Here is a 13,565-nt window from a genome sequence, read left to right as displayed (position 1 = left end):
TGATTTATCTGATTTTTATAAATTGAATATCTAACCATAACAACGGACGAACCTGACAGCATTGGCGATGATTCGCTTATTTGAAAGCGTTTATTTTAAATAACGTACTTTAAAGTGCTCAGACGATAAGAAATCCGTTAGTAGCCAAAATAGTCATAGCTAATCATAGCGTTGGGCGCCCACTAAATTCACAATTACTGATACGGTAAATGACGCTTATTTAATAGATAAAAGCTGTGAAAAAGTGAGCAAGCCCAATATAACGATAGATATGCAAATTAAGTGGTTGAAGGCTGTCTGTATTGTATTTTGATTATTGTCAGTAGCGTTGCAGCAAAAGCTTGCTAGCGTTAACGCACAATAAGATACAGAGCAACCTTTTTATTTACTTCTAAGCATTAACAGGCATTAGGAAAACCGTAATGGCAACTAGACAAGATAATACCATTAGTAATATTAAAACCCTGAACTACGACGCGGTCATCGTTGGTGGCGGCGGCTCAGGTATGCGTGCTTCATTGCATTTAGCGGAAGCGGGCATGAAGGTTGCAGTCTTGACCAAAGTATTCCCGACCCGTTCGCACACCGTTGCTGCTCAAGGCGGTATCGGTGCAAGTTTGGGTAATATGAGCAATGATAACTGGCACTTTCACTTTTATGACACCGTTAAAGGGTCAGATTGGTTAGGTGACCAAGACGCTATTGAGTACATGTGCCGTGAAGCGCCAAAAGTGGTGTATGAGCTTGAGCACATGGGTATGCCGTTTGACCGTAACGAAGACGGCACGATTTATCAGCGCCCATTCGGTGGTCATACCTCAAACTATGGCGAAAAAGCCGTACAACGTGCGTGTGCTGCTGCTGACCGTACCGGTCACGCACTACTGCATACGCTATATCAAAAAAACCTACAGCAAGGTACTGAATTCTTTATCGAGTGGATTGCCCTTGATTTGATCAAAGACGACGCTGGTAACATCAATGGCGTTATCGCTATTGAACAAGAAACGGGTACTGTTGCGGTATTCCAGTCGCCAATCACTGTATTAGCGACAGGCGGCGCAGGTCGTATCTTTGCCGCATCTACCAACGCTTATATCAATACTGGTGACGGTATTGGCATGGCGGTTCGCGCAGGTATTCCATTACAAGATATGGAGTTCTGGCAGTTCCACCCAACGGGCGTTCATGGTGCCGGCGTACTATTAACCGAAGGTTGCCGCGGTGAAGGCGCTATCTTACGTAATAAAGATGGCGAAGCCTTTATGGAGCGTTATGCCCCAACCGTAAAAGACTTGGCACCACGTGATTTAGTATCACGCTCTATGGACCAAGAAATCAAAGAAGGCCGTGGTTGTGGTCCAAATGCTGACCATATCGTAATGGATATGACGCATTTAGGCGTTGAAACCATCATGAAGCGTCTGCCATCAGTATTTGAGATTGGTAAGAACTTCGCTAACGTTGATATCACTAAAGAGCCAATTCCCGTTATCCCAACCATTCACTACATGATGGGCGGTATTCCAACCACGATTCATGGTCAAGTGATTGTTCCGGATCTAGAAGCGGGTACGGATGAAGATGGTTTATATGCTAAAGGCAACGTTGTTAAAGGTCTTTATGCTATCGGTGAGTGTGCTTGTGTGAGTGTTCATGGTGCCAACCGTTTAGGTACTAACTCACTGCTTGATTTATTGGTCTTTGGTCGCGCTGCTGGTAAGCATATCGTTGATGAATTCCATCATGCAGATCATAACTACAAGCCATTAGATCCTCGGGTTCTTGATTTTACCGTGCGTCGTTTAGACAAACTGCAACAATCAACCTCGGGCTATAATGCGCAAGACGTCGCTGACGAGATTCGTGCAACCATGCAAACGCATGCCAGCGTATTCCGTACGCAAGCGATGATGGACGAAGGCGTTGAGAAAATCCTAGCGCTAGGTGAAAAAATCGACCAAATCCATTTGGCGGATAAATCACAAGTCTTTAATACTGCGCGTATCGAAGCGTTCGAAGTTGCTAACTTGTATGAAGTGGCAAAAGCAACGATGCTATCAGCGGCTAAGCGTCACGAAAGTCGCGGCGCGCACAGTGTGTCTGACTATGATCGCCCAGAAGACGATGAATACGCACCAAACGGCCGTAACGATAGAGAATGGATGAAGCATACCTTATGGTATTCTGAAGGCAATAAGATTATCTATAAGCCGGTTCGTAAAGTGCCATTGACCGTCGATTATATCGAGCCAAAAGTCCGCGTCTATTAATTCTAGACTGGGTGCGCATGATTTTTACGCACTGTAAAAAACGTTTTATCCCTTATTAATTTATTAAAAAGGTGACCGCCAGCGACAGGCCGCTATCAGCGCTGAGATTTAGACATACCAGCGCTGATAGTTTACAGTCTCTAGATTGTAAGGTTTGTCAGCCCGCCATCATCTACGTGTGGAGTTTAGCATTATGAGCCGAGGTACTCGCACCATCGAAATCTATCGCTACGATCCTGATGTGGACGCAGCGCCGCGCATGCAAACTTATACGATTGAGTTGTTAGACTCAGATCGTATGTTGCTTGACGTGTTATTACGCCTAAAAAAGGAAGATGAGACACTTACCTTCCGTCGCTCATGCCGTGAAGGTATTTGCGGTTCTGACGGCATGAACATCAATGGTAAAAATGGTCTTGCATGTCTAATCAACATGAATACCTTGCCTGAAAAAGTAACGGTTCGTCCGTTACCAGGTTTACCGGTTGTTCGTGATTTGGTTGTCGATATGAACCAATTTTACGAGCAGTACGAAAAAGTTCATCCGTTCTTAATCAATGACCAACCAGCGCCAGCAACAGAGCGTTTGCAGTCACCTGAGCAACGTGAAAAATTGAACGGTTTATATGAGTGTATCTTATGTGCATGCTGTTCAACCAGCTGCCCATCATTCTGGTGGAACCCTGATAAGTTCTTAGGTCCAGCAGCACTATTGAATGCCAACCGTTTCGTTTCTGACAGCCGTGATACCGACACTCGTGCGCGTTTAGCACGTTTAGACGATCCGTTTAGCTTGTTCCGTTGCCGCGGTATTATGAACTGTGTTTCAGTCTGTCCAAAAGGTTTGAATCCAACCAAAGCCATTGGTCATCTACGTAATTTACTGCTTGATCATGCAGGTTAGTCTACCTTTTATGTTCAATTAGCTTTATAATAGCGCCATCAAAAACACCACCTATCATTAGGTGGTGTTTTTTATTAAAAAATATTAGCAGTTAGCTATTTTTTAAGTGATAAGCCATTGTTTTTCTTATTAACACGACCATATTGATATCGTGAGCGGTATTGTTGAGGGCCAGTGGCAAATCCGTGAGGGTAAGTAAGGCTGTATTAACAATACGTTGCTTGTATGTAAGAAGACATGCTATATCGCCCGTCTCCCTATATAATTGAATATGGTAATATTGTTTAGTATTACAGAGGCCTATTATTGGTAAGACAAAGGCTAAGCAATTTTAAGAACAAAGTTGCGAAAAATGATAATAGATATTCATTACGTAAATACCTAGTATTGAACAAACAAACTATGGCCCATAGGGTAGGCATGTTACTCTATACGGCAATGTATGTTTGGCGGAATATACGCCAATTTTCTACCATAGGAAGACATTTCAGTAAAAATAGCCAATTGATAGGCTAACTGAAAGAAAAATGCTGGGCTAAAAACCTTATCATTAACAATTTGGTTATAGCTGACAGTATTATATATAAATTAATGTTGTGAAACGAGACGATTAAGAAAACCGGCCGTTCACAAATAATTGTAATTGTAAGATTGGTATTGCAATCAGGCTTTTTTATCGTTAGATAGCTTTTAGTGTCAACGCTTTAGTTTTAAAAACTAATAGAGAGTATTAAAAACTGATGGTAAATATCGCCAATCTACAACGCATGACACAATAATAAGCACGATTCCATTCATTTATCTATCAAATAGACGATTATTATGAATAGTATAACTAAAGAAGCAGTGAGCGTAGATCATACTGAACTGGCCGCTGATAATGCCAGTTACATCGAAGCGCTCTATGAGCAATATCTAGAAGATCCTAGTAGCGTTGATGGCGATTGGCAAGCGTATTTTGAACAATACAAATCACCAAACGATGCTGCGCATAATGCGATTAAAGACCAGTTCTTATTGTTAGCACGTAATCAGACTGCTAATAAAGTGAGTGCTGATACGTCTGGCGCAACCGCTAACGATTCAGGTAACTGTGCTGACCCGAAACAAATGGGCGTGCAGCAGCTGATTTCAGCGTACCGTCGCCGTGGTCATCGCCGCGCTAAGCTTGATCCCTTAGAACTACATCCACGTGCAGAAGTGGAAGATTTAACCCTTGCTTATCACAACCTGTCAGAAGCTGACCTTGATATGGTATTCCCAACCAATGATTTAAATATTGGTAAGGATGAAGCGACGTTACGTGAAATTATCGAAATAATGGAGCGCGTTTACTGCCGCTACATGGGTGTCGAGTATATGCACGTGACCACCAGCACAGAAAAACGCTGGATGGAAAAATATCTAGAGACCAACTTAGGTTACATCGAGTTTGATAAAGAAAAACGTTTATCAATTCTTGAGCGTCTGACTGCTGCTGAAGGCTTAGAGAAATACTTGGCTCGTAAATATACGGGCGTTAAGCGTTTCGGTCTAGAAGGCGGTGAGAGCTTTATTCCTGCTATCAATGAAATCATCCAACGTGCTGGCGGTTATGGCACTAAAGAGATGGTCATTGGTATGGCTCACCGTGGGCGCTTGAACTTACTGGTTAATATCTTGGGTAAAAACCCTGCCGATTTGTTCGATGAATTCGATGGTAAAGTACAGCCAGAAAAAGGCTCAGGCGACGTTAAATACCACAATGGTTTCTCATCGAACGTGATGACGCCAGGTGGCGAGGTGCATTTAGCATTGGCGTTTAACCCATCGCATCTTGAGATTGTGGCACCTGTACTGCAAGGGTCGGTACGTGCACGTCAAGTTCGTCGTAACGATCAGCCATTACAAGACAATAAAACTGGTAATTCAGTATTGCCAATCGTTATCCATGGTGACGCCGCTTTTGCTGGCCAAGGTGTGGTACAAGAAACCTTCCAGATGTCACAGACTCGTGCTTATACCACGGGCGGTACGGTTCATATTGTTATCAATAACCAAGTTGGTTTCACCACCAGCCGTCAAGAAGATGCGCGTTCAACGGAATATTGTACTGACGTGGCAAAAATGGTGCATGCACCTATCTTACATGTAAACGGTGATGATCCTGAGTCAGTGGTATTTGCCGCTCAATTGGCATTAGATTATCGTCATGAGTTTGATAAAGACATTATCATTGACTTGTTCTGCTACCGTCGTAACGGTCATAACGAAGCCGATGAGCCATCAGCAACTCAGCCATTGATGTATGCCGTTATTAAGAAGCTACCAACGACGCGTACTATCTATGCGCAAAAGCTGATTGAAGAAGGTCTGCTTAACCAAGAAGATGAAAAACGCTACGAAGATGAATATCGTGAATCCTTAGACCGTGGTGATTATGTTGCCAACTCTTTAGTTAGCCAGCCTAACGAAGAGCTGTTTGTCGATTGGAAACCTTATTTGGGTCATGACTTGGTTGATGACTGGGATACCAGCGTCGATATCGAAATACTAAAAGGTTATGGTCGCCGTATGGCCGAGATGCCAGAAGGCTATAAGCTGCAACGCCAAGTACAAAAAATGGTCGAACAGCGCTTAGCCATGCAAACCGGTGAAGAGCCTCTTAACTGGGGCGCAGCTGAAACTTTGGCTTATGCCTCATTGGTTGATCATGATGGGGTATTGGTTCGTATTACCGGTGAAGACGTTGGCCGTGGTACGTTCTCGCATCGCCATAGCGAAATTTATAACGTTAATGACGGCAGCATGTATGTGCCACTGTCACATATCAGTGAAAAACAAGCGCGTTTTGCCACTTATAACTCATTGTTGTCAGAAGAAGCGGTATTGGCCTTTGAATATGGCTACGCAACGACTGTGCCAAACGCCCTAATCGTTTGGGAAGCCCAGTTCGGTGACTTCGTCAACGGCGCACAAGTGGTTATTGACCAATTTATCTCAAGTGGCGAGACCAAATGGCAGCGTGTTTGTGGTCTAACCATGTTGTTACCACACGGCTATGAAGGTCAAGGTCCTGAGCATTCATCTGCTCGTCTTGAGCGCTTCTTGCAGCTATGTGCTGAAGACAATATGCAAGTCATTACGCCAACGACGCCAGCGCAAATTTATCATGCGCTACGCCGTCAAGCGGTACGTCCGATTCGTAAGCCGTTGATCGTTATGTCACCGAAGAGTTTGCTACGTCATAAGCTTGCGACGTCAAACCTTGAAGAATTGGCAAACGGTAAGTTTGAAACGGTATTGCCAGAGATGGATCAGCAAAATCCGGACAACGTGACTCGTATGGTGCTATGTGGCGGTAAAGTTTATTATGACTTGCTAGAGCAGCGCCGTGCGCTAGATCTTGACCATGTTGCGATTGTGCGTATTGAGCAGCTATATCCATTGCCAGAAAAACGTTTGATTGCTGAAATTGAGAAATATAGCAATTTGGCTGAGATTGTTTGGACGCAAGAAGAGCCATTGAACCAAGGTGCTTGGTATTATTTAGCGCCGCACATGTTCCGCATTGTCGTGCCGCACCCAACCAAGGCGAAAGTCATGGAGCCAGTGGCGCGTCCTGCTAGTGCAGCACCAGCGACAGGTTCGGCAAAACTGCATGTCAAGCAGCAACAAGATTTGATTGCTGGTAGCCTTGGCATCAGTGTGGATGAGCTGTCTAAATAGCGACTCGTTTACGTAACAGATTATTCAAGATACATGAATCAGGCGATAACAGTCAGTACTCGGTATGACCATTTCAGCAAGACAATTTAAAACGGTACTGACTGCTTATCACGACTTAATAATAAATAGTAATATCAACATCTAAGGAGTATATCGATGGCTGAAATTAAAGCCCCCGTGTTTCCAGAATCGGTTGCCGACGGCACCATCGTGGAATGGCATGTCACTGAAGGTCAAGAAGTTAGCCGTGATGATTTATTGGCTGAAATCGAAACTGATAAAGTGGTATTAGAAGTTGTTGCACCTGATAACGGTGTTGTAACTAAAATCGTTAAGCAAGTTGACGATACTGTTTTGTCTGACGAGTTAATCGCAGAATTTGAAGCAGGTGCCAGCGGTAGTACAGATAGTGGTAGCGCTGATAAAGGTGATGCTCCTGCAGTTGATCCAGACCAGCCAGCAGCGCCAGTACAAGCAAAGCAAGGTACTGATAGCGGTGAGCCAGGTCAAGCAACAGATAAAAAAGACGAAGCTGATCATAAAGATCAAAGCCCTGCGGTACGTAAAGCAGCGAAAGAGTCTGGCGTTGATCCTAAAGACGTTGAAGGCAGTGGCCGCGGCGGTCGTGTGACCAAAACCGATATGGCGAACCCAACGCTAAAAGCTGACAGCTCTATCAAATCTGATAGCGGTCGTCCAGTCGCGGAGTCAACAGGTGAGCGTACTGAAAAACGCGTACCAATGACACGCCTACGTAAAACAGTTGCCAATCGTCTGCTAGCTGCTTCGCAAGAAACAGCGATGCTAACCACGTTTAACGAAGTCAACATGAAACCGTTGATGGACATGCGTGCTAAGTATAAAGAGCAGTTTGAAAAGCGTCACGGCGTACGTTTAGGCTTTATGTCGTTGTTCGTTAAAGCGGCAACTGAAGCATTAAAACGCTTCCCAGCGGTTAACGCCTCGCTAGATGGTGATGATATCGTTTATCATGGCTACTATGATATCGGTGTTGCCGTATCTTCAGATCGTGGTTTGGTTGTTCCTGTACTACGTGATGCCGATCGCATGAGCATGGCTGATGTTGAAGCTAAGATTCGTGAATTGGGTGGTAAAGCACAAAAAGGTAAGCTTGGTCTAGATGAGATGACTGGTGGTACGTTCACTATCTCAAATGGCGGCGTATTTGGTTCACTCATGTCAACGCCAATCTTGAATCCACCGCAAACCGCTATCTTAGGTATGCATGCTATCAATGATCGTCCGATGGCAGTCGATGGTAAAGTTGAGATTTTACCAATGATGTACCTAGCACTTTCTTATGACCACCGTATGATTGATGGTAAAGAGGCAGTGCAGTTCTTAGTAACTATCAAAGAGTTGGTCGAAGATCCAACCATGTTGCTATTAGACCTTTAAGCCTATGAGCTTGTATCGGTAACCACTGATACAAGCTTTTTAACTTTGGAATAGGTGATTGTGGTTTATTGATAAATGTCAGATAACATTTCGTTCTTAGCGTGTATTAACGACAGAATAAAATGTGCCTTTATTTATCATGAGCTTAATTAATCATTCAAATCCTAAATGAAATTAGAATTAGAAATAGGAACGTACTATGAAAGACAATTATGATCTAGTCGTCATCGGCGGCGGTCCTGGTGGTTATGAAGCGGCTATTCGTGCAGGCCAACTGGGTATGAGCGTTGCTTGTATCGAAAAACGCGTTTATAAAGGCGAGCCAGCTCTTGGCGGTACTTGCTTAAACGTCGGTTGTATCCCATCAAAAGCCTTGCTGGATAGCTCGCATCGTTATGAAGCGACTAAGCATGACCTTGCTGAACATGGTATCAGCACCGGCGACGTTGCTATCGATATCGAGCAAATGATTGCCCGTAAAGAAGGCATCGTTAAGCAATTGACCGGCGGCGTTGCGGCATTGTTAAAAGGTAATGGCGTTGACTGGCTACAAGGCTGGGGCACGTTGGAAGATGGTAAAGGCGCGGATAAAAAAGTTAAATTTACCGCCCTTGCTGACGAAGCAGAAACCATTATTACGGCTAAAAACGTGATTCTTGCAGCAGGTTCTGTTCCTATCGATATTCCTGTGGCAAAAACTGATGGCGATCGCATCGTTGATTCTACTGGCGCGCTTGATTTCACTGAAGTTCCTAAGCGTTTAGGCGTGATTGGTGCCGGTGTTATCGGTTTAGAGCTTGGCTCAGTATGGCGTCGTTTGGGCTCAGAAGTGGTGGTTTATGAAGCGCTACCAAGTTTCTTAGCCGCAGCTGACAAAGACATTGCTAAAGAAGCGGGCAAAATGCTGAAGAAGCAAGGCCTTGATATCCGTGTCGATACCAAAGTGACCAATGCTGAAGTGAAAGGCGACCAAGTTGTCGTTACTAGCGAAGCTAAAGGCGAGTCGAGCGAGGAAAGCTTTGATAAGCTAATCGTTTGCGTCGGTCGCCGTGCCTACTCTGAAAAACTATTGGGCGCAGACAGCGGTATCACCTTGACTGAACGCGGTCTAATCGATGTCGATGACCAATGTAAAACCAACCTTGATGGCGTTTACGCTATCGGTGACTTGGTCCGTGGCCCTATGCTTGCGCATAAAGCAATGGAAGAAGGCATGATGGCGGTTGAGCGTATTCATGGCGAAAAAGCACAAGTTAACTATGACACTATCATTAATGTCATTTATACCCATCCAGAAATCGCATGGGTTGGTTTAACTGAGCAAGCAGCGACTGAAGCGGGTTATGAAGTGAAAACCGGTTCATTTAACCTAGCAGCTAACGGCCGTGCGCTTGCGCAAAGTGAAGCACAAGGCTCTATCAAAGTCGTTGCTGATGCTAAAACAGACCGTTTATTAGGTATGCATGCCATTTCTGCTGGTGCTGGCGATATCGTCCATCAGGGTATGATTGCGATGGAATTTGTTTCTAGTATCGAAGATTTGCAGTTAATGACCTTTGCGCATCCAACCATTTCTGAAGCAGTTCACGAAGCCGCTCTTTCTGCAGATGGTCGCGCTATTCACGCCATCCAGCGTAAAAAGCGTAAGTAACTTTTAAAATTAAGATGATTAAAGCTAAGACGATTAAAGCTAAGACAATTTAAGTAAATATCAAGTTTAACCGGATGGGGCGACCGCTATCATTATTGAGATAATGGTCGCCATCATCATAAGTGCTCAGATATATTCTTCTACGCACTTGATTTCACTTTTTATTAATTGTAAAAAATAAAGGATACAATCAATGAATTTACATGAGTATCAAGCAAAAGAGCTATTAAAAAGCTACGGTTTGCCCATTCAAGAAGGCATCATCGCCTATAACGGCGACGAAGCTGCTGCGGCTTTTGATAAAACGCCTACAGACATTGCGGTTATTAAAGCGCAGGTACATGCTGGCGGCCGTGGTAAAGCGGGCGGTGTTAAATTGGTTAAGACGCGTGAAGAAGCTAAGCAAGTTGCTGAAACGCTTATCGGTACCAATTTGGTTACATTCCAGACTGACGCTGATGGCCAACCAGTAAACTTTGTATTGGTTGCAGAAGATATGTACCCAGTACAAACTGAGCTATATCTTGGCGCGGTTGTTGATCGTTCTACGCGTCGCGTGACTTTTATGGCATCAACCGAAGGCGGCGTTGATATCGAAGAAGTTGCAAGCGAAACCCCAGAAAAAATCTTTAAAGTAAGCGTTGATCCATTAGTCGGTCTAATGCCTTACCAAGCACGTGAAGTGGCATTCAAACTGGGTCTTGAAGGCAAGCAAATCAACCAGTTTGTAAAATTGATGAGCGGTGCTTATCAAGCATTCATTGACAATGATTTTGCTTTACTAGAGATTAACCCATTAGCGGTTCGCGAAAATGGCGAAATCGTTTGTGTTGATGGCAAAATTGGTATCGACTCAAATGCCCTATATCGTTTGCCTAAAATTGCTGCGCTACAAGACAAAACGCAAGAAAATGAGCGTGAGCTAAAAGCGGCTGAATTTGACTTAAACTATGTTGCCCTAGAAGGTAACATCGGTTGTATGGTCAACGGTGCTGGTCTTGCAATGGCGACCATGGACATCATCAAATTGTATGGCGGCAAACCTGCTAACTTTTTGGACGTTGGCGGCGGTGCAACCAAAGACCGCGTTGTTGAAGCGTTCAAAATCATTCTAGAAGACAGCAGTGTTGAAGGTGTTCTAATCAACATCTTTGGCGGTATCGTACGTTGTGACATGATTGCAGAAGCCATTATCGCTGCGGTTAAAGAAGTCGACGTAAAAGTACCAGTAGTTGTACGTCTAGAAGGTAACAACGCTGAATTGGGCTTACAGATTCTAGAAGAATCTGGTCTGAAATTGACTTCAGCCCAAGGCCTAGCAGACGCGGCGCAAAAAATTGTCGATGCGGTTAAAGCGTAAGTCTTTAATATAAGTCGTTAAAATAAGTGCTATTTTATTAATAGGCGCCTAAAAAACGATTAAGCATTATAGTCAAAGCGTGATGGCAGTTTTCTAGTATAAGCATCTCTTGTTAACATTTAACGACAGATAAGCTAGCAAACTGCTATTGCAAGACAACCGAATAAGGAAAAAATAATGAGTGTATTAATTGATAAAGATACCAAAGTATTGGTACAAGGTTTTACCGGTAAGAACGGTACATTCCATTCTGAACAAGCGATTGAATACGGCACTAAAGTTGTTGGCGGCGTAACTCCTGGTAAAGGCGGTCAAACGCATCTAGGTTTGCCAGTATTTAATACCATGGCGGAAGCGATGGAAGCGACTCAAGCTGACGCGTCAGTTATCTATGTACCAGCACCATTTGTACTAGACTCTATCGTTGAAGCGGTCGATGCCGGTGTAAAATTGATCGTTGTGATCACTGAAGGCGTACCGACTATCGATATGCTAAAAGCTAAGCGTTACATCGAAGAAGCAGACGGCGTACGTATGGTTGGTCCAAACTGCCCAGGCGTTATCACTCCAGGTCAGTGTAAAATCGGTATCATGCCAGGTCATATCCATTTGCCAGGTAAAGTGGGTATCATTTCACGCTCTGGTACCTTGACTTATGAAGCGGTTGCACAGACGACTAAGCTTGGCTTTGGTCAGTCAACTTGTATCGGTATCGGTGGCGATCCTATCCCTGGTATGAATCAGATTGACGCGCTAAAACTGTTCCAAGACGATCCACAAACTGAAGCTATCATCTTAATCGGTGAGATTGGCGGTACGGCTGAAGAAGAAGCGGCTGCTTATATCAAAGAGCACGTGACTAAGCCAGTTGTTGGTTATATTGCTGGTGTTACCGCACCTGCCGGTAAGCGTATGGGTCATGCTGGGGCGATTATCTCTGGTGGTCAAGGTACTGCTGAAGAGAAATTTAAAGCTTTTGAAGATGCTGGTATTGCTTATACTCGCGATCCATCAAAAATTGGTGACAAGCTAAAAGAAGTTACTGGTTGGTAAGATATGCTTAAGTCTACATTTTAACTAAGAAGACTAGATTGAAAAAAGTGAAAGATACCCCTACAATGGGGTGTCTTTTTTTATTCTAAAAATAACTTTTCTTCGACTAAAATGTAGCAATTATGAAAAACAAGATATTGGTTACCGGCGGTGCTGGATATATCGGCTCACACACTTGTATAGCACTGCATCAAGCAGGCTATGATATCGTGGTATATGACAACCTATCCAATAGTAGCCGTGAAGCTGTCAATCGTGTTTCTACTCTCATTGGTCAGCCTATTGAACTTATCGAAGGCGATATCCGCGATGCTGAGTTGCTCAGACAAGTATTTACAGAGCATCAGTTTTTTGGTGTGATTCATTTTGCGGGGTTAAAAGCCGTTGGTGAATCCGTTGCTAAGCCATTGTTGTATTATAATAATAATGTCAGTGGCACCATTACTTTATTGGAAGCCATGGCAGAAGCAAACGTTAAAAACCTCGTTTTTTCATCGTCAGCGACAGTTTACGGTGATCCTGAAGTACTGCCTATTGACGAGACATCACCACGTTCTTGTACCAATCCTTATGGACAAAGTAAGCTTACGGTAGAGCATATTTTAGAAGGCTTAGCGGCAACCAATGAGGGCTGGAATCTTATTCCGCTTAGATACTTTAATCCCGTAGGCGCGCATCCATCAGGACAGATTGGCGAAGATCCAAATGATATTCCTAATAATTTGATGCCTTATATCTCCCAAGTAGCAGTCGGTAAGCTTGAAAAGCTCAGCATCTTTGGTAATGACTATCCTACCGTCGATGGTACGGGAGTACGCGATTTTATCCATGTCACTGACCTTGCCCAAGGGCATGTTGCTGCGCTTAATTATTTGCAGAAACGAGTAGACTTAAAGCAAACAAGCTCAGATAAACACAGCTCAATAGGTTTTTTAGCCATTAATCTAGGAACAGGTAAAGGAACGTCTGTTTTAGAATTGGTCACGGCTTTTTCTAAAGTATCCGGCCAAGATATTCCCTATCAATTCGATGCTCGCCGTGCAGGAGATATTGCCAGCTGCTATGCAAGTGCTGATAAGGCGAAAGAATTATTAGGTTGGGAAGCCAAGCTGTCTATCACTGAGATGTGTCAAGATACTTGGAACTGGCAGAGTATGAATCCGAATGGTTATAACATCGCATAGATTGTATAAAAAC

8 protein-coding genes are annotated in these 13,565 nt (G+C 43.8%); all 8 read left to right on the top strand.

Annotated elements, in window-relative coordinates; all coding sequences use genetic code 11:
• The first annotated feature begins 422 nt into the window (after window positions 1–422).
• Window positions 423–2,273: a succinate dehydrogenase flavoprotein subunit gene (gene sdhA / locus QJS82_RS11650; RefSeq protein WP_281490596.1), complete on the top strand. Its 1,851-nt coding sequence runs from the start codon at window positions 423–425 to the stop codon at window positions 2,271–2,273.
• 193 nt (window positions 2,274–2,466) lie between these two features.
• The gene (locus tag QJS82_RS11645) at window positions 2,467–3,177 is read left to right on the top strand and encodes a succinate dehydrogenase iron-sulfur subunit (RefSeq protein WP_191691312.1); all 711 of its coding nucleotides are present in this window, start codon (window positions 2,467–2,469) and stop codon (window positions 3,175–3,177) included.
• A gap of 822 nt (window positions 3,178–3,999) precedes the next feature.
• The gene (locus QJS82_RS11640) at window positions 4,000–6,885 is read left to right on the top strand and encodes a 2-oxoglutarate dehydrogenase E1 component (protein WP_281490595.1); all 2,886 of its coding nucleotides are present in this window, start codon (window positions 4,000–4,002) and stop codon (window positions 6,883–6,885) included.
• Between the two features lie 156 nt (window positions 6,886–7,041).
• Window positions 7,042–8,304, top strand: coding sequence for a 2-oxoglutarate dehydrogenase complex dihydrolipoyllysine-residue succinyltransferase (odhB, locus tag QJS82_RS11635; protein WP_281490594.1), 1,263 nt, complete (start codon window positions 7,042–7,044; stop codon window positions 8,302–8,304).
• 199 nt (window positions 8,305–8,503) lie between these two features.
• Window positions 8,504–9,955: a dihydrolipoyl dehydrogenase gene (gene lpdA / locus QJS82_RS11630; protein WP_201618932.1), complete on the top strand. Its 1,452-nt coding sequence runs from the start codon at window positions 8,504–8,506 to the stop codon at window positions 9,953–9,955.
• 193 nt (window positions 9,956–10,148) lie between these two features.
• Window positions 10,149–11,315 carry an ADP-forming succinate--CoA ligase subunit beta gene (gene sucC, locus QJS82_RS11625; RefSeq protein ID WP_281490593.1) on the top strand — a complete coding sequence of 389 codons (1,167 nt, stop codon included), beginning with the start codon at window positions 10,149–10,151 and terminating at the stop codon, window positions 11,313–11,315.
• 177 nt (window positions 11,316–11,492) lie between these two features.
• The gene (gene sucD, locus QJS82_RS11620) at window positions 11,493–12,368 is read left to right on the top strand and encodes a succinate--CoA ligase subunit alpha (protein ID WP_201629265.1); all 876 of its coding nucleotides are present in this window, start codon (window positions 11,493–11,495) and stop codon (window positions 12,366–12,368) included.
• Between the two features lie 122 nt (window positions 12,369–12,490).
• Window positions 12,491–13,552, top strand: a complete 1,062-nt coding sequence (gene galE / locus QJS82_RS11615; protein WP_281490592.1) for a UDP-glucose 4-epimerase GalE — start codon at window positions 12,491–12,493, stop codon at window positions 13,550–13,552.
• Window positions 13,553–13,565 lie beyond the last annotated feature (13 nt).

This window comes from Psychrobacter maritimus, assembly GCF_029953575.1.
GTDB lineage: Bacteria > Pseudomonadota > Gammaproteobacteria > Pseudomonadales > Moraxellaceae > Psychrobacter > Psychrobacter maritimus.
Note: the sequence above shows the minus strand (reverse complement) of the source record. Positions and strands in the feature narration are given on the sequence as shown.

Bases quoted from the DNA above. Each gene is read 5' to 3' on its own strand.
- sdhA (WP_281490596.1), top strand. From the start codon at position 423: ATGGCAACTAGACAAGATAATACCATTAGTAATATTAAAACCCTGAAC.
- QJS82_RS11645 (WP_191691312.1), top strand. From the start codon at position 2,467: ATGAGCCGAGGTACTCGCACCATCGAAATCTATCGCTACGATCCTGAT.
- QJS82_RS11640 (WP_281490595.1), top strand. From the start codon at position 4,000: ATGAATAGTATAACTAAAGAAGCAGTGAGCGTAGATCATACTGAACTG.
- odhB (WP_281490594.1), top strand. From the start codon at position 7,042: ATGGCTGAAATTAAAGCCCCCGTGTTTCCAGAATCGGTTGCCGACGGC.
- lpdA (WP_201618932.1), top strand. From the start codon at position 8,504: ATGAAAGACAATTATGATCTAGTCGTCATCGGCGGCGGTCCTGGTGGT.
- sucC (WP_281490593.1), top strand. From the start codon at position 10,149: ATGAATTTACATGAGTATCAAGCAAAAGAGCTATTAAAAAGCTACGGT.
- sucD (WP_201629265.1), top strand. From the start codon at position 11,493: ATGAGTGTATTAATTGATAAAGATACCAAAGTATTGGTACAAGGTTTT.
- galE (WP_281490592.1), top strand. From the start codon at position 12,491: ATGAAAAACAAGATATTGGTTACCGGCGGTGCTGGATATATCGGCTCA.